Origin of the sequence: Myceligenerans salitolerans (assembly GCF_017349295.1) — a bacterium.
In the GTDB taxonomy this organism is placed as follows: domain Bacteria; phylum Actinomycetota; class Actinomycetes; order Actinomycetales; family Cellulomonadaceae; genus Myceligenerans; species Myceligenerans salitolerans.
Map to the genome: position 1 here is coordinate 54,427 of NZ_JAFMPK010000034.1, position 15,606 is coordinate 70,032.

The 15,606-nt window shown below is 71.6% G+C and carries 16 protein-coding genes; 9 read left to right on the forward strand and 7 right to left on the reverse strand.

Going from position 1 to position 15,606, the window contains the following annotated elements:
• The first annotated feature begins 102 nt into the window (after positions 1 to 102).
• On the forward strand, positions 103 to 762 hold the full coding sequence (locus J0911_RS08640) for an RICIN domain-containing protein (protein ID WP_207275053.1): 660 nt from the start codon (positions 103 to 105) through the stop codon (positions 760 to 762).
• A gap of 22 nt (positions 763 to 784) precedes the next feature.
• Here J0911_RS08640 and J0911_RS08645 read toward each other — a convergent pair whose 3' ends face one another.
• Positions 785 to 1,444 carry a TetR/AcrR family transcriptional regulator gene (locus tag J0911_RS08645; RefSeq protein ID WP_207275054.1) on the reverse strand — a complete coding sequence of 220 codons (660 nt, stop codon included), beginning with the start codon at positions 1,442 to 1,444 and terminating at the stop codon, positions 785 to 787.
• Between the two features lie 76 nt (positions 1,445 to 1,520).
• On the opposite strand from J0911_RS08645, the gene J0911_RS08650 reads away from it, so the two are divergent.
• Entirely contained in the window at positions 1,521 to 2,354 is an 834-nt protein-coding gene (locus tag J0911_RS08650; protein WP_207275055.1) for an SDR family NAD(P)-dependent oxidoreductase, read from the forward strand.
• Positions 2,355 to 2,439: 85 nt separating this feature from the next.
• Positions 2,440 to 3,138, forward strand: coding sequence for a haloacid dehalogenase type II (locus J0911_RS08655; RefSeq protein ID WP_207275056.1), 699 nt, complete (start codon positions 2,440 to 2,442; stop codon positions 3,136 to 3,138).
• Positions 3,139 to 3,197: 59 nt separating this feature from the next.
• Here the strand turns inward: J0911_RS08655 and J0911_RS08660 are convergent, their stop codons facing one another.
• Positions 3,198 to 3,443, reverse strand: coding sequence for a hypothetical protein (locus J0911_RS08660; protein ID WP_207275057.1), 246 nt, complete (start codon positions 3,441 to 3,443; stop codon positions 3,198 to 3,200).
• Positions 3,444 to 3,618: 175 nt separating this feature from the next.
• Here J0911_RS08660 and J0911_RS08665 point away from each other — a divergent pair, with 175 nt between their 5' ends.
• From J0911_RS08665 to J0911_RS08685, 5 genes are all read left to right on the forward strand, one after another.
• Positions 3,619 to 4,713 (forward strand): LacI family DNA-binding transcriptional regulator, encoded by a 1,095-nt coding sequence (locus J0911_RS08665; RefSeq protein ID WP_207275058.1) that lies wholly within the window; start codon positions 3,619 to 3,621, stop codon positions 4,711 to 4,713.
• Between the two features lie 98 nt (positions 4,714 to 4,811).
• The gene (locus J0911_RS08670) at positions 4,812 to 6,437 is read left to right on the forward strand and encodes an FAD-dependent oxidoreductase (RefSeq protein WP_207275059.1); all 1,626 of its coding nucleotides are present in this window, start codon (positions 4,812 to 4,814) and stop codon (positions 6,435 to 6,437) included.
• 46 nt (positions 6,438 to 6,483) lie between these two features.
• The gene (locus J0911_RS08675; protein ID WP_207275060.1) at positions 6,484 to 7,794 is read left to right on the forward strand and encodes an ABC transporter substrate-binding protein; all 1,311 of its coding nucleotides are present in this window, start codon (positions 6,484 to 6,486) and stop codon (positions 7,792 to 7,794) included.
• Positions 7,795 to 7,796: 2 nt separating this feature from the next.
• Positions 7,797 to 8,750 carry a carbohydrate ABC transporter permease gene (locus J0911_RS08680; RefSeq protein ID WP_307864988.1) on the forward strand — a complete coding sequence of 318 codons (954 nt, stop codon included), beginning with the start codon at positions 7,797 to 7,799 and terminating at the stop codon, positions 8,748 to 8,750.
• Positions 8,740 to 9,765: a carbohydrate ABC transporter permease gene (locus J0911_RS08685; RefSeq protein WP_242636480.1), complete on the forward strand. Its 1,026-nt coding sequence runs from the start codon at positions 8,740 to 8,742 to the stop codon at positions 9,763 to 9,765. The genes J0911_RS08680 and J0911_RS08685 overlap by 11 nt, the downstream gene beginning before the upstream one ends.
• 58 nt (positions 9,766 to 9,823) lie before the next feature.
• Here J0911_RS08685 and J0911_RS08690 read toward each other — a convergent pair whose 3' ends face one another.
• The 3 genes from J0911_RS08690 to J0911_RS08700 form a co-directional block, all read right to left on the reverse strand.
• The gene (locus J0911_RS08690; RefSeq protein WP_207275061.1) at positions 9,824 to 10,795 is read right to left on the reverse strand and encodes a glycoside hydrolase family protein; all 972 of its coding nucleotides are present in this window, start codon (positions 10,793 to 10,795) and stop codon (positions 9,824 to 9,826) included.
• Positions 10,796 to 10,949: 154 nt separating this feature from the next.
• Positions 10,950 to 11,366, reverse strand: coding sequence for a hypothetical protein (locus tag J0911_RS08695; protein ID WP_207275062.1), 417 nt, complete (start codon positions 11,364 to 11,366; stop codon positions 10,950 to 10,952).
• Between the two features lie 33 nt (positions 11,367 to 11,399).
• Complete coding sequence (locus J0911_RS08700) at positions 11,400 to 11,570, reverse strand: hypothetical protein (RefSeq protein WP_207275063.1); 171 nt, start codon at positions 11,568 to 11,570, stop codon at positions 11,400 to 11,402.
• 124 nt (positions 11,571 to 11,694) lie between these two features.
• Here J0911_RS08700 and J0911_RS08705 point away from each other — a divergent pair, with 124 nt between their 5' ends.
• Positions 11,695 to 12,135, forward strand: coding sequence for a VOC family protein (locus J0911_RS08705; protein ID WP_207275064.1), 441 nt, complete (start codon positions 11,695 to 11,697; stop codon positions 12,133 to 12,135).
• Positions 12,136 to 12,142: 7 nt separating this feature from the next.
• Here the strand turns inward: J0911_RS08705 and J0911_RS08710 are convergent, their stop codons facing one another.
• Both J0911_RS08710 and J0911_RS08715 read right to left on the reverse strand, forming a co-directional pair.
• On the reverse strand, positions 12,143 to 14,203 hold the full coding sequence (locus J0911_RS08710; protein ID WP_207275065.1) for a CocE/NonD family hydrolase: 2,061 nt from the start codon (positions 14,201 to 14,203) through the stop codon (positions 12,143 to 12,145).
• The gene (locus tag J0911_RS08715; protein ID WP_207275066.1) at positions 14,200 to 15,519 is read right to left on the reverse strand and encodes an ATP-binding protein; all 1,320 of its coding nucleotides are present in this window, start codon (positions 15,517 to 15,519) and stop codon (positions 14,200 to 14,202) included. Before J0911_RS08715 ends, J0911_RS08710 begins: the two co-directional genes overlap by 4 nt.
• Positions 15,520 to 15,606: the final 87 nt, after the last annotated feature.

Consider the following 15,606-nt stretch of genomic DNA (forward strand, 5'->3'; position numbering starts at 1 on the left):
ACCCCCGGGTGGTCGGCGCGGACACCGGCGCCGGTCCACGGCGTGCCGTGTCCGGCCGCGGGCGCGCGGTAGGGTCTCCTCGGTCCGTCGCGAGGGGAGGGCATGGGCATGCACGACGCCGGAGCGCCGGCCCGGGCCGGCGCCGCGACCCTGGTCACGTGGCTGGTCGCGAGCGTGCTCGTCGTCGGTGCGATCGTCGGCACGACGTGGCTGCTCACCGGTGACGGCCTGAGGTCACCGGCAGGCGCGAGCCCCACCCCTGCCGCCGGACCGTCCGGGTCGGCCGTCACGGAGCCGGACGGGGAGGCGTCCGAGGCCTCCGCCGCCGGGCCGACCGAGCCGCCCGGTGACGATCCGGCCCCCGCGCCACCCGACCCGCCGGTCGTGGCGCTCACGGGCACGGGATCGGGCCGCTGTCTCGACGTGCCCGGCGCGAACTTCGCGGACGGCGTGACGCTCCAGATCTTCGACTGCAACGGCAGTGTCGCCCAGCAGTGGACCGTCACCCCGGCCGGTGAACTGCGCATCTCGGGCACCAAGTGCCTGGACGACGCCAGTGGCGGTGCGAACGGCGCCGCTGTCGCGATCCGCGAGTGCCACGGTGGCGACAGCCAGCGGTGGAGTGCGCCCGGCGACGGCACGGTCCGCGGCATCGCCACGGGACTCTGCCTGGACGTCGAGGCCGCCGGCACGGAGAACGGCAGCGGCGTCAACGTCTACGAGTGCCACCTCGGCCCGAACCAGCTCTGGACGATCGGCTGAGTCCGCAGGCCGTGCTCCCACCTCACGTGCTCCGGATCGTGGCGACGGCGTCGTCGTAGAGCTTGTCGAGGGGGACGGTTCCCCCGCGGCGGACCCAGGCGGCACCGGCGATGTCGAGGCACGCCAGCGCGCCCGCGACGATCGCGGCGGCGGCCAGCTCCGGGTCCGCGCCGCCGGCGTCGGTCCCGCCGGCACCGTTCCCGCCGACACCGTTCGCTCCGGTGCCCTCGACGGCGGTGGCGCGGAGGCGGTCGGCGAGCACCGGCACCAGCAGGTCCTGCCAGGCGAGCTGTTTCTCGAGGTGGCGGGCGCGCAGCGTCGGCGTGGCGTACAGCATCTCGCCGAGCCTCAGTTCCGATTCCGTGTCGGGGGTCCGGGTGTCGCGGAACCGCACCAGCGCGGCGCGCAGCGCCGTCCACGGCGGCTCCTCGGCAGGGCGCGCGGCCAGCTCCGACGCGATGGCGTGGCCCCGGCCGACGAGCTCGCCGAGCACCACGTCCTCCTTCGTCGCGAAGTACCGGAAGAACGAGCGCCGCGAGATGCCCGTCGCCGCGGCGATCTGGTCGACCGTCGTGGCCTCGAAGCCCTGTTCGAGGAACAGCCGCATCGCCGAGCCGGCGATCTCCTGATGGACGGCCCGGCGGGTGCGCTCGCGCAGGCTCGGCGGGGCGTCGTCGGTCATGGCGCGATCCTAACCGGCGGCAGGCAGCCGAAGCCAAAGATGGCACTGAGTGACAGAAGTGTCCTACGATGCCGACATGAACGTACTCGACTTCCGATCCCAGACCACCTTGATCACGGGCGCGAGTTCCGGCATCGGGGCGGCCCTCGCCCGCGAACTGGCCGCCCGCGGATCCGGCCTCGTGCTCGTGGCCCGGCGCCTGGACCGCCTCGACGCACTCGCGGCCGAACTGCGGGCCACCCACGGCGTCGAGGTCGCGACGGCGGCGGCCGACCTGTCCCGGTCTCGCCCCGGTCCGGCGCTCCGTGGCGAACTGCGGCGGCGGGGCATCACCGTGACGAGCCTCGTCAACAACGCCGGCTTCGGCTCCGACGGAGCCTTTCAGGACGAGGACCCGGAGCGGCTGGCCGACGAGATCGCGGTGAACGTGGCGTCCGTCGTGGACCTCACCAGCACGTTCCTCGGCGATCTGCGTGCCGCCGGCCACGGGGCCCTTGTCAATGTCACCAGCGAGGCGGCCTACCAGCCGATTCCCGGGATGGCCGTCTACGCCGCGAGCAAGGCGTTCGTGCTCTCCTTCACCGAGGCGCTCTGGGCGGAGCTGCGCGGCAGCGGCGTCCGGGTGCTCGCGTTCGCGCCGGGGCTCACGGCGACGGAGTTCTTCGACCAGATCGGGACGGCGCAGTACCCGGGAAGGTTCCAGACGCCGGAGCAGGTCGCCGCGGCCGCCGTGCGCGCGCTGGAGCGCAGGACGCCGGGACCGAGCGCGCGCGCACGCCGGTCGGGTGCCGCGGCGGGCTGGCTCGCCGGCCTGATGCCCCGCCGGACCCGCCTGCGGCTGGTCGCGCGTCTCGCCGGCTCGGACAGGCTGATGCGGGCCCGCGACGACGTGCCGGCGCGCGCGGCATAGGCCGGGGGTGGAGGTGCGGCCTGGCCGTGTGCCCGGGCCCCGGGGCGCGGATGCGACCGCGTCCACCTTCGGTATCGTCCGGGGCATGTCCTTCCGACCCGCTCCGGCCCCGCGGCGCGCCGTCGTGTTCGACGTCCTCGGCACGCTGGTGGACCAGGCCGGAAGCCTCCGGGACGAGGTGAGCGAAGCCGCGGGGCTCGACGCCGTCGAGGCGGACCCGGTCGTCGAGGCCTGGCTCGGCCACGTCGCGAGGCAGCAACAGGCGATCGTCGAGGGCGACCGCCCGTTCGTTCCCGGCCATGCGCTCGACCGGGAGGCCCTGGAGTGGCTTGCCGACGGCGGGCTGCTGCCCGCGGGCGCGGTCGGACGCCTCGCCTCCGCCTCCGAGAGGCTGCGGCCCTGGCCGGATGCCGTGGCCGGCCTGGATCTGCTCAGCCGCGACATGACGGTGATCGGCCTGTCGAACGCCGATCGGCGCACGCTGGCCGGGCTGAGCGGCAACCGGGGGCTCCGCTGGCACCAGGTGCTGTCCGCGCAGGACGCCGGCACGTACAAGCCCGCCGCGGCCGTGTACGCGACGGCCGTGGCCGCGGCGCCGTCCGACGCCGGGACGCCCGTCATGGTCGCCGCGCACGCCTGGGACCTCCGGGCCGCGGCCGCCGCGGGAATGGGCACGGCCTACGTGCCGCGCCCCGGAGGGGACGCGCCACGCCCCGGCGACTCCTTCGACCTGCGGGCCGACGACCTCCAGGACCTGCACCGCCTTCTCACCGCGGGGGAGTGAGGCCGGGCCGGAACCGGGGCCAGCCGAGCGGGCCGACCCGGCGTTCCGGCCGGCCGCGGTCACCAGCCGTCGTCGCGGCGGGAGGGCTGGTCGTCGTGGTCGTCGCGCCTCTGGTCCACCGCGGCGGCCCGGTTGATCGCACGCCAGAGCCAGGCGCCGAGCAGCACGATCGCGGCGATGCCCCAGAACAGGGCGGGATCGGCTCGGGTGATCGCGGCGAACTGGAGGACGGCGGGAACGAGCAGGGCGAGGATCACCACCCATCCGAGAACGATCTTCGTGATGCGGGACGACCTGATGGCCACGCGCTGCTCCTGACGTAGACGTCCGACAGGGAAGAGTGTGTCACGCCGCGCCGACGCCACCGTGGAGCACAGTCCGGCTCGCTAATAATGCGTATTACCGGATTGACCGCGTGATCGGCGGGCGGTGAGACTCAGGACGTCGTCGAGGACCGGGCGAGACGTTCGAGGAGGAACCGTGCCGCGTCGCCGCATCACCCAGACGGACGTCGCCGCGATGGCGGGCGTCAGCCAGGCCACCGTCTCGTTCGTGCTCAACGGCAACACGCCGGCCGGTGTACGCATCGGCGAGGAGACCCGCCAGCGCGTGCTCGACGCGATCCGCATCACCGGCTACACGGCGAACCCGCTCGCACAGCGCCTGGCGGGCGGCCTGACCCAGATCCTGGGCGTGTTCACCTACGAGGCCACGTTCCCCCGCGCCGGCCGCGACTTCTACGGGCCGTTCCTCGTCGGGATCGAGCACGCCGCCGAACGCCTCGGCGTCGATCTGCTGCTCTTCACGAGCGCTCCCGCCACGGGCGGGCGCCGGCAGCTCACGCGTGACGGCTGGCAGCGCCTCGGCGTGGCGGACGGCTGTCTCCTGCTCGGCCAGCACGAGGACCGCGGCGAGCTGCAGCACCTGCTCGACACGAACTACCCGTTCGTCTTCATCGGCAAGCGCGGCAGCGACGGCGGCCGCCTGCCCTATGTCGGAGCCGACTACGTCGGGGCCACGACGCGGCAGGTCCACCGTCTCACCGCACTCGGACACCGCCACATCGGCTACATCGGCGTGCGTGGCACCGACCAGCCCACGCTCGACCGCGTCGAGGGATACCGCACGGCGCTCAAGGCGCAGGGACTGACGCCGTCGTTCGTCGAGGCCGACGACGTCGCCGCGGCCGCGGCCGAGATCCTCGCCCGCTCGCTCACCGCCGTCGTCGTCGCGCCCGAGAACCACCCCGAGGAACTCGCCGACGAACTCGAGCGCCGTGGCGCACGCGTGCCCGTCGACGTGTCCGTGCTGCTCCTCGGCCAGCCCCACCACCCCCGCAGGGGAGGGCGGCGCTGGTCCGGCTTCTCCGTACCGCGCGAGGAGATGGGGGTGCGTGCCCTGTACCTGCTCTCGCGTCTCGTCGCCGACGACGGCGGACGGCGGGACCGTGAGGCCCGGCGCGCCCACGCCGTCCCCGGGACCGAACTCCATCAGCTGCTGAACTGCCCGGACGTGGAGGGCGCGACCGCCGTCCCACCGCCGTCCGGCACCGACCGTCCGGCCCGCGTTCCCTGACCGGACGCCGGCCCGCGCCTGACCGCCCGCACCCGCCCCTCACCGCACGCCCGCTGCGCCCCGCCCACCCGCACCCCGACGACAGGACGGACCCCCACGTGACCCAGCAAGACCTGCAGACCGACGTGCTCGTCGTCGGCGCCGGCCTCGGCGGCATCGCCGCGGCCCTCGCCGCCGCCGGACGCGGCGCCCGCGTCGTCCTCACCGAGGAGCACCCCTGGATCGGCGGCCAGCTCACCTCCCAGGCGGTGCCGCCCGACGAGCACCCCTGGGTCGAGCGCTTCGGCGTGACCGCCCGCTACCGCACCCTGCGTGATGGCATCCGCGACGTCTACCGGCGCCGGTACCCGCTCACCGGCGCGGCCCGCGCGTGGCCGGCGCTCAACCCCGGCGCCGGCTGGGTCTCCAAGCTGTGCCACGAGCCGCGGGTCGCCGTCGGCGTGCTGGAGGAGATGCTCGCCCCCTACCGCTCCTCCGGGCGCATCCGGCTCCTGGAGCGCGTACGCCCGACGTCGGCCACGACCGACGGGGACCGGGTGACCTCCGTGACGCTCGGCTCCGTCGTCGGAGGCCCCGACGTCACCGTGAGCGCCGCCTACACGATCGACACGACGGAGACCGGCGAACTACTCCCGCTCACCGGCACCGAGTACGTCACCGGCTTCGAGGCCGCGTCCGAGACGGGCGAGCCCAGCGCACCCGACATCGCCCAGCCGGACAACGTGCAGGCGCTGAGCGTCTGCTTCGCCGTCGAGCACACGGGCGGCGACCACACGATCGACCGCCCCGAACGCTACGACTTCTGGCGCTCCTACGCGCCCGCCGCATGGCGCGGCGAGCGCCTCCTGTCCTGGACGGCCCCCAACCCGCGCACCCTCGTGCTCGACGAGCGCAGTTTCACCCCCAACCCCGGGGACGACCCGCTCCGGGTCGACGCCGACCAGTCCAAGAACGCCGGCGACGGCAACCTCTGGCTGTTCCGCCGCATCGCCGCCCGCGACCTGCTGGAACCCGGGTTCCGTGACAGCGACCTGTGCCTCGTGAACTGGCCCAGCATCGACTACTTCCTCGACCACGTCCTCGACGTGCCCCGCGAGGTGGAACAGGCGCGGATCGCCGACGCCCGCCAGCTGAGCCTCTCGATGCTCTACTGGATGCAGACCGAGGCCCCGCGGGCCGACGGCGGCACCGGGTTTCCCGGCCTCCGCCTGCGCCCCGACGTCATGGGCAGCGCCGACGGCCTCGCGCAGGCCGCCTACCACCGGGAGTCCCGCCGCATCCGCGCCGTCACCACCGTCACCGAGAACGACGTCTCCCACGCCGTGCGCGGCGAGCGCGGCGCCACCCGCTACGACGACTCCGTGGGCGTGGGCATGTACCGCATCGACCTGCACCCCTCCACGGGCGGCGACACGTACATCGACGTGCCGTCCACACCGTTCGAGATCCCGCTCGGCGCCCTCCTGCCGCGCCGGACCACCAACCTCCTCGCGGGGAACAAGAACATCGGCACCACCCACATCACCAACGGGTGCTACCGCCTCCACCCCGTCGAGTGGAACGCCGGCGAGGCCGCCGGCCACCTCGCCGCGCACTGTCTCGCCACCGGCCACGTCCCCCACGAGGTCCAGGAGAAGCCCGAACTGCTGGCCGACTACCAGCGCGAGCTCACCGCCACCGGGATCGAGCTGCGCTGGCCGGAAGGGGAGGTCCATCCCTACTGAACCGGCCCGACCACGCCACCGAACCCCTCAGTCCGAAGGAGCACTGATGCACACCCCGATCCGCCGACCGCGAGCCGCCGCCGCTGCCGCCGCGCTCGCCACGGCCCTGACCCTCACCGCCTGTTCCGCCGGGGAGCCCGCCGCCCTCGGCGACCCCGAGACCCCGTCCGAACCCGTCGAGCTGCGCATGACCGTCTGGACGGCCGACGAGAACCACCTCGCCCTGTTCCAGGAGATCGGCGACGCCTACGCCGAGGAGAACCCCGAACTCGTCTCCGGCGTCACGTTCGAGACCGTCCCGTTCGAGGACTACACCACCACCCTCACCACCCAGCTCGCGGGCGGCAACCCGCCCGACCTCGCCTGGGTGCTGGAGAGCTACGCCCCCGAGTTCGTCTCCAGCGGGGCGCTTGCGGATCTGCGGCCCGTGCTGGAGAGCGCCGAGGGATACGACGTCGACGACCTCGTCCCGAGCACCCTGGAGCTCTGGCAGGACGGGGACGGGCTGTACGCCTACCCGTTCTCCAACAGCCCGTTCGGCGTGTTCGTGAACACCGACCAGATCTCCGCCGCGGGGCAGGAGAACCCGGCCGATCTCGTCGCGTCGGGGGAGTGGACGTTCGACGCCGCCCGCGACATCGCCGCCGCCACGGCCGAGGACTCCGGCAAACAGGGCCTGGTGGTGCGCGACTTCGACTACCAGCTCTGGGAGAACCTCTCGACCGTGTGGGACGGCTGGGGCGCCGCGCCGTGGAGCGAGGACGGGACGCAGTGCACGTTCACCGACCCGGAGATGGTCGAGGCGATGCAGTGGATCCACGACGCCACGTTCGACGACGGCGCGATGCCCGGCCCGGGCACGACGGCCGACTTCTTCGCGGGCGACGCCGCGATGACGATCACGCAGATCAGCCGCGCGTCGGCGCTCGACGGCTCGTTCGAGTGGGACCTGCTCCCGCTCCCGGCGGGCCCGGCCGGGCAGCAGAACGTCATCGGTCAGGCCGGCATCGGCGTGTTCACGCAGGGGGAGAACCCCGACGTGGCCGCCGACTTCCTCGCCTCCTTCACCAGCCCGGCCAACGCCGAGAAGCTGGCGACGTACTTCCCGCCGCCGCGTGCGTCCCTCCTGGACGCCGGGACGCTGTCCGCCGCCAACCCGCTGCTCAGCGAGGAGCAGCTGCAGACCGTCGTCGTGGACGGGATCGAGGGCGCGGTCACCAAGCCGGTCCACCAGAACTTCGCGAAGCTGTCCGAGACGGTGCGGGCTCAGCTCGACGCGATGTGGACCGAGGACGCCGACGTCGCGGCCGTCCTCGACGAGACGTGCGCGGTGATCCAGCCGCTCCTGGAGGAGTGATCGTGGCAGCAGCAGCGTCGGTGCCGGTCCCGCGGGGACCGGCGGCCGAGAGCCCGGTGTCGAAGGCGACCCCGGTGTCGAAGGCGGTGCGCCGTGACTGGGCCGTCGGGTACACGATGGTGGCGCCGGTGGTGCTCGGCGCGCTCGCGTTCGTCGTCCTGCCGCTCGGCATGGTGGTCTGGTACTCCCTGCACGAGTGGAACGTCCTGGCGGGCACCTTCACGTTCGCCGGCACGGCGAACTACGAACGGCTGCTCGCGGACCCCGGGCTGGCCGACTCCCTGCTGGCGAGCCTGTGGTTCTCCATCGGGCTGGTGGTCCTGAACATCACGCTGGCGCTGCTGCTGGCGGTCCTGCTCGACCAGAAACTGCCCGGCACGACGACGTTCCGCACCTTCTTCTTCTCGCCCGTCGTCGTGTCGCTCGTCGCCTGGACGATCGTGTGGAGCTTCCTGCTGCAGGCCGACGGCGGCATCAACGGGTTCCTGTCGACGCTCGGCCTGGAAGGGCCGAACTGGCTGCGGCACGAGACCACCGCGATGCTCTCGGTGATCGTGGTCCAGGTGTTCAAGAACGTCGGGCTGAACATGATCCTGTTCCTCGCCGCCCTCCAGGGCGTACCCGTGGAACTGCAGGAGGCGGCTCGGCTCGACGGCGCCGGCGCCTGGCGCCGGTTCCGGTCGATCACGCTGCCCATGATCAGCCCGACGATCCTGCTCGTCTCGATCATCACCATCGTGGGATCGCTGGAGGTCTTCGCGCAGATCGACGTCCTGACCGGCGGGGGTCCGGGCAACTCGACCACCGTGCTCGTCTACTACCTGTACCAGCAGGCGTTCCGGTTCAACGAGTTCGGCTACGCCAGCGCGATCGCCGTGCTCCTGTTCGTCATCGTCCTCGTGCTGACGCTCCTGCAGTGGCAGTCGCGCAAGAGGTGGGTCTTCCATGAAGTCTGAGGTCATGCCCCCTGCGGGCGGCAACCATCCGGGTGCCGAGCGGTCCGGCGGCCGTCCGGGTGCCGAGCGGCCCGGTGCCACGGCGCCCGGGGCGCAGAACGAGCCCTCGATGATCCTGGGCGGGCCACGGCAGGACCGCCCGCCGCCGGACCGGCCGCACGTGTCGCGGGCGGGCCTACGAGCTCGCCGGCGCTGGGCTCGCGGCTCGCTCATCGCCCTGCTCCTCCTGCTCAGCATCCCGTTCGTGTTCCCCACCTGGTGGATGGCGACCTCCAGCCTGAAGCCGATGAGCGAGATCCTGCAGGCGGTACCGACCGTCTGGCCCCAGGATCCGACGTTCGAGGCATACGGCCAGGTGTTCGCGCTGCAGCCGTTCGCGCAGCAGTACTGGAACTCGCTGTACATCGCCGCGGTCGTCACGATCGGCACGATGCTGGTGGCCGCCATGGCCGGCTACGCGTTCGCGCGGATCCGATTCCCCGGAGCCAACGCGCTGTTCGTGCTCGTGCTCGCCGGGCTGCTCGTGCCGTCCGAGGTGACGATCGTGCCGCTGTTCCGGATCGTCAACAGCCTCGGGCTGATCGACACCCATTGGCCGCTCATCGTCATCCCCGTGCTCGGAGCGCCCGCGGTGCTCGCCGTGTTCATCATGCGGCAGTTCTTCCTCGCGCTCCCGGTGGAACTCGAGGAGGCCGGCCGGATGGACGGCCTCGGACGCTGGGGCATCTTCTGGCGGATCGCGCTGCCGCTGTCTCGGTCCGCGCTCGGCGCGGTGGCGATCTTCACGTTCCTCAAGTCCTGGAACCTGTACCTCGAGCCCATCGTGTACCTGTCCAGCAAGGACAACTTCACGCTGCCGCAGGCGCTGACCCAGTACGTCGACGCCTACGGCGGGCCCATGTGGAACGTCCAGCTCGCCGCCACGACGCTCACCGTGCTGCCCGTGCTCGCGGTGTTCCTCGTGGCGCAACGACAGTTCGTCCAGGGGCTCGCGCACACCGGGCTCAAGGGGTGAGGACGACGAGCACGAAAGGCTCCCGCCCGGATCCACCGGGCGGGAGCCTTCCGCTCGCTCAGTTGGCGCGGGCGATGGCGATGTTCGTGTCCCCGCGCCGGCCCGCCTCGTAGAACATGTACAGACGGCCGTCCTCCTCGGCGAAGCTCGGGGCCGCCGCACGGGTGGCGACAGGTTCGGTGTACAGCACGCCCAGGTGGTTCTCCCGGTCGAAACTGGTGCCGACGTCGGCCACGTGCATGGTTCCCGCCCCCGAGTGGTAGACGACGTACCCGCCACCGTTGCGCGACCAGTAGTGCGCTCCGGACAACTGCCCGCCCTCCCCGGCGGCCGGCGAGATCAGCGGTTCCGGCTTGAACCGCCAGCCCGAGGCCAGCGAGTGGGACCAGCCGATGAAGATCTTGCGCGTGCCCGCCTGGTTGCCCATGAACAGCATGATGTACACGCCCGACTGCGTCGGGTGAGGGAACACCCGGGCGTAGGACGTCTCCGTGACGTTCGACGGCATCATCGCGGTGGTCAGGACGACGTCGCCGTAGGTGAAGTTGATCCCGTCGGTCGACGTGGACACGCGGGTCGTCGCGTTGTTGCCGTGGAAGTACAGGTACATCTTGCCGTCCGCGTCGTTCCAGACGGCGTGCGGGCTCGACACGTGCGGCACCGAGTACGGATCGCGGCGAACGATCGGGTTCCCCCCGAACTCGTGCCACGGGCCCTCGAGGGAGTCGGCGTACGCGAGGCAGATCCCCCCGGGGTCGTCGTGCGGCGCGTAGTACATGTACCAGGCACCCAGCGGGTTCGGGAGCCTGCCGGCGACCCTCCGGACGGAGGGAAAGATGATCTCCTTCCGGGCAGGCTCGTACGAGAGCGACGACCTGTCCAGCGCCGCACCCAGACGCGTGAACGTCGGGAAGCCCGGCACGGCGGCGCTCGCGGGGGGTGCGAAGCCCAGCGCGGCGGCCGAGCCGACGGCGGCGGCGCCGATGAGCAGGGTCCTGCGGTTCAGCATGAGCTTGCGGTCGGGTTCCATGGCGACCTTCCTCCGGCCCGGGCGGCCGCCGTGCTCCGGTGCGCGGCGGCGCGGGAAGGGCGCGCCGGGCCTTGTCGGATCGAGTCTCGGGCTCCCGCCGTTCAGACGTCCAGACCGATAATGCGAACTATCCGCGACTGTCGGTGCGTAGGGTTCAGCGGTCGGTCACGTGGCTGGCGAGCAAGGCGTCCAGCGGTGCGGTCGGGACGATGCCCGCCGCACGGGCGGTGAGTGCCGGATCGACGGTGATGAGGGCGTCCGCCTGAAGACGGCACACCGCCAGGTACTCGGCCTCGCGCAGGTCCTCCCAGTCGTGCTCCCGGGCCAGCTGCCAGGCGACGCGACGGGAGACACGATCGCCGAGCAGGCGCAGCTTGCGGCTCGTGATCTGCTCGTGCGCGGCGAGGGCGTCGTCCTCGGTACGGGTGCCGGCACGGACGTCGTGCAGCAGCCGGGTGAGGGCGTCGGCGTGGATCGACTTCGGTGCCACGAGCTGATGCGTCGGGTCCACGGGCACGCTGTCGTCCACGAGGCGCAGCAGGGTGGGGGCGTCGATCGCGTAGCGGGTCATCGGGTCACCTCCGGGGTCGCTCGTCGTCCGACCCTACGCCTCGGCGGCGTGCGGCGCCTCGACACGACCCGCTCCGTGGCGCGGCCCGTGGAGCACGACGTAGGGGAACAGCGCACCCATGACGGCGACCCCCACCCACAGGCGGACTGCCAACGCCGGGACCACCAGCGGGCCGAGACTGCGCTGAGCAGGGGTGCGGGCCAAGGGACCGGTCCGCGGCTGCGCACCCTCTGCTGCCGGTCCGGCACGGATGTCGAGAACCCGGCACCGGTTCCGTCCCAGGGGTACAGCGGCCGTCACCGGCCGGCGACCACGAAGGAGAACGATCATGACCATCCAGCAGATGCACCACGTGAGCGTCGTCGTGGACGACCTCGACGAAGCCGTCGCATTCTTCACCCAGCTCGGTATGGACCTGGAGGGCACGTCACCGATCGAGGGCCCCTCGGTGGACCGCCTCAACGGGATCGAGGACATCCGGGTCGACATCGCGATGATGCGGACGCCCGACGGGCAGGGCCGCCTCGAGCTGACGAAGTTCCACCACCCGGAGGCGGTCGTCGCCGACCCGGGTAACCCGCCGCCCAACACGCTCGGCCTGCGCAGCGTGATGTTCGCCGTCGACGACATCGACGACAGCCTCGCCCGCCTGCGGGCGGTCGGCGCGCAACTCGTGGGCGAGCTGACGCAGTACGAGGACTCCTACCGGCTCTGCTACGTGCGCGGGCCGGCCGGAATCATCGTCGCGCTGGCCGAGGAGCTGGGATGACGGAGCGTCATACCAGGTCGCGGGCGATCCGTCGCTGCCAGTTCTGCGAGTAGACCCGCGGGTGCCCCTGCTCCTCGTCGAGTTCGTACGCGTCGAGCTGAGCGTTGATCAGGAAGTCCGACGCCGTGCACGTCAGGACCGTTCGGGTGACCACCTCGACGCGCCAGTCGTCGCCGTTCTCCAGCCGGCGGACGGTACGCGTCTCGCCGCGTGCGGAGGTCACGTCGTTCCACCGGAAGCTGTACCACTCGCGGGTGTCGCGGTGAATGACCGTGCCGGTGTCCTCGAGCCGGAAGGTGCCCTGGTCGTTGACGATCTCCAGCGTCGAGACGTCCGTGGCGAGGTCCCGCGTGACGCGCCACGAGTGCCGGCCGGTGCCCAGCACCGTGGTCTCGTCCTCCTCGGCGGCCTCCGGGACTCCGAACGGCCGGTGGTCCGCGTCGTCCGGGCGAGGGCGGCGGACCGGCAGGTGAAGGGCACTGCTGCTCGTCGTGATCGTCACGGTCGCAGGTTCGGGAGCCGGCCAGATCAGCGGCCAGTACGAGGTCGAGATGGACACCCGCAGCCGGTGCCCGGCGGGCAGGGACTGGGCGATGCCGTTGAGCTGGACCGTCACCGGGTAGGTGCGGCCGGGCTCGAGCGGTTGCGGGTTCTCGCTGCCCTCGCGGTGCGTCAGGTTCAGCACCCCGTACGTCACGCGGGTCGCCTCCCCGTCCGGCGCGACGTCGGACAACCGGATCGCGAGCTGCGCCACCGGGCGGTCCGAGGAGACCTCGAGCGTGACGCGCGGCAGGCCGAGGATCTCCACGGGCTCGGCGAGCGGCTCCGTCTCGAACACGAGGGCGCCGCCGTCCTCCTCGCGCTGGTCGTACGGCAGATCGGGCACCGCCGAGTAGGACGCCCACTTGCCGGCGAACATGCCGACGCTCAGGGGCGAGAGCAGGCTCACCCGCTGCTCGCCCGCTTCGTCGGGCTCGCCAGCCACCTGGCCGCCCGCCGGTGACAGCTGGTGGGGCGCGAAGCGGTACTCCTGGTCCTCGACACCGGGCGCAGGCCAGCTCGGTTCGGTGACCCATCGGCCCGGCCGGTCCTCGTAGGAGGCACTGGGCGGGACGCTGTCCTGCATCCACGCGCGCAGCATCGGCTCGTCCTGCAGGCCCGTGTCCACCCCCTTGAGCCAGTGGTCCCACCAGCGCACCACCTCCTGGAGGAAGCCGATGGCCGGTCCCGGGACGCCGAGATGCGGATAACGGTGACCCCAGGGGCCGATCAGGCCCTTGCGGGGGACGTCGAGCTTCTCCAGGAGCCGGAAGATCGCGTTGGTGTAGCCGTCGGCCCAGCCACCGACGGCCATCACCGGGCAGCGCACCCGGGAGTAGTCCTCGCAGACCGACGCCGGCTTCCAGTAGTCGTCCCGGCGCTGGTGCCGCAACCAGGTGTCGAGCCAGAGCCCGCTGCCCTCGAGCCGTTCCCGCCACATCGCGCGCCACCGGTCGCCGACGACGGCGGGATCGGGCGGCAGGCTGTTGAACGCGAACATCACCGTCGCCTCGGACAGGTTGTCCGCGAGCAGGCAGCCACCCATGTAGTGCATGTTGTCCACGTACAGGTCGTCGGTGGCCGACGCGCTGATGACCGCCTTGAGTGCGGGTGGCGCGACAGCAGCCACCTGAAGACTGTTGAAACCGCCCCAGGAAATGCCCATCATCCCGACGTTGCCGTCGCACCACGGCTGCTCCGCGAGCCAGGCGATCACGTCCTCGGCGTCATGGAGCTCCTGGGGACGGTACTCGTCCACCAGCACGCCGTCGGAGTCGCCGCTGCCGCGCAGGTCGACCCGCACGCAGACGTACCCGTGCCCGGCGATGTACGGGTGGTTGTACGCGTCACGCCCCCGGGTGGCATCACGTTTGCGATAGGGAATGTACTCGACGACGGCGGGCACGGGATGTGCCGTCGCGTCCACCGGTGCCCACATCCGCGCGGCCACGCGCTGACCGTCGCGCAGCGGGATGAAGACGTTCTCGATCGCCTCGACCTCGTGCGGCAGCTCGGTGACCGTTCTCATGCAGGGGCCTCCTCGGGTACCGGATCGAACTCGAACGGCAGCAGGTCCACCGCCTGGCGGAAACGGTCGGCGAGCTGGTCGTGGTCCTCCGCCCCGAGGTAGACACTGGCCAGCCGGTACCGGTAGCTGTCCTGGTGGGGCAGGTCGGAGAGACGGTCACCGGGCTTCACCTGAAGAGCGACCTTCGTGTCCGGAAGGGCCCGTTCGAGGGCCGCCAGATCCTCGTCACCGGGCACGCGGCGCACGACCGCGTCGGTGTCGTGGAAGACGTGCCACTGGCCGGCGGCGGCGAACGGCCCCTGCCGGCGTGGCATCTCGGGGGGCTCCCCGAGCGCGACGTCGATGGCCACCTCGTGGTTGGACGTGCCGTCGACCTTGAGAAAGAGCTCGGTGTGGGACTGGGAGATGCGCGTGTTCACCTCGATGAGCCGCAGGAGGTCGGTCTCCTGGTCCCACATGTACTCGACGTTGAAGGCGCCGTCGTCGTAGCCGATGTGACGCATGAACCGTTCCGCGGTGTCGACCATCCGCTGCTGCACCTCGGCGGGGATCGTCACGGCGGGGTAGTCGATGTGGTCGATGCTGTGTCCGGACGGGTCACGGTGCATGTCGACGATGCCGTGCACGCTGAACCTGCCCTGCGCGACCACCCCCTCGGGGGCGGCCTGGATCCCGGTGATGATCTCCTCGGCCAGGCAGGTGTTGCCGTCCGAACCTCGGATGCCCTCCGGGAGGTCGACCCGGTCCAGCACCTGGTTGAAGGCGTTGCCGACGTTGGTGATCTCAGCCCGGATCTCGTCGAGGGCCGACTCGAACTCCTGCTCGTCGTGGATCTCGAAGCCCAGGTTCGACGAGTGTGCCTTCACCGGCTTCACCCAGAACGGGTACGGCAGCCCCACCTGGTCCAGCGCGTCGTCGGCGAACGGGTCGAACGCGGCGAACCCGGGAACCACCTCGGGAACCGACTGCTGCTGCTCCAACCGGCTCCAGTACTTGTGCTCGCACTTGAGCATGCTCGCCACGGACGGTGCGGGAATGCCGTACTCGTGGCACAGGATGGGCGCCACGAGGGAACTCGGGAAGTCCCAGTGACACACGATGGCGTCGATCGGCTCGGAGAAGTCGGAGAGCTGGGCGCGTGCCTGGTCGAGCAGCGCGTCGAAATCGTAGTCCGTGTCGCGGACGAGCGTCTCGTAGTCGAGCAGCGAGTGGAACGTGTAGCGCGCGGCGCGCCGCATGTTCTCGAGCTCCTCCCGCTGGAGGTCGGTCATGCCCAACACGAAGACGTTGCGTTTCCTGCCGTCGGGTTCGTTCATGGATCGACGCAACCACGACCCCCACTCACCCGCAACGCGCACTCGCCTGCGGTGACGCCCGGACCGGTGGGTGCCGCCGGGCGTTCG

Coding starts and splice junctions, on each gene's coding strand:
- J0911_RS08640 (WP_207275053.1), top strand. CDS start 103: ATGGGCATGCACGACGCCGGAGCGCCGGCCCGGGCCGGCGCCGCGACC.
- J0911_RS08645 (WP_207275054.1), bottom strand. CDS start 1,444: ATGACCGACGACGCCCCGCCGAGCCTGCGCGAGCGCACCCGCCGGGCC.
- J0911_RS08650 (WP_207275055.1), top strand. CDS start 1,521: ATGAACGTACTCGACTTCCGATCCCAGACCACCTTGATCACGGGCGCG.
- J0911_RS08655 (WP_207275056.1), top strand. CDS start 2,440: ATGTCCTTCCGACCCGCTCCGGCCCCGCGGCGCGCCGTCGTGTTCGAC.
- J0911_RS08675 (WP_207275060.1), top strand. CDS start 6,484: ATGCACACCCCGATCCGCCGACCGCGAGCCGCCGCCGCTGCCGCCGCG.
- J0911_RS08685 (WP_242636480.1), top strand. CDS start 8,740: ATGAAGTCTGAGGTCATGCCCCCTGCGGGCGGCAACCATCCGGGTGCC.
- J0911_RS08690 (WP_207275061.1), bottom strand. CDS start 10,795: ATGGAACCCGACCGCAAGCTCATGCTGAACCGCAGGACCCTGCTCATC.
- J0911_RS08695 (WP_207275062.1), bottom strand. CDS start 11,366: ATGACCCGCTACGCGATCGACGCCCCCACCCTGCTGCGCCTCGTGGAC.
- J0911_RS08705 (WP_207275064.1), top strand. CDS start 11,695: ATGACCATCCAGCAGATGCACCACGTGAGCGTCGTCGTGGACGACCTC.
- J0911_RS08710 (WP_207275065.1), bottom strand. CDS start 14,203: ATGAGAACGGTCACCGAGCTGCCGCACGAGGTCGAGGCGATCGAGAAC.
- J0911_RS08715 (WP_207275066.1), bottom strand. CDS start 15,519: ATGAACGAACCCGACGGCAGGAAACGCAACGTCTTCGTGTTGGGCATG.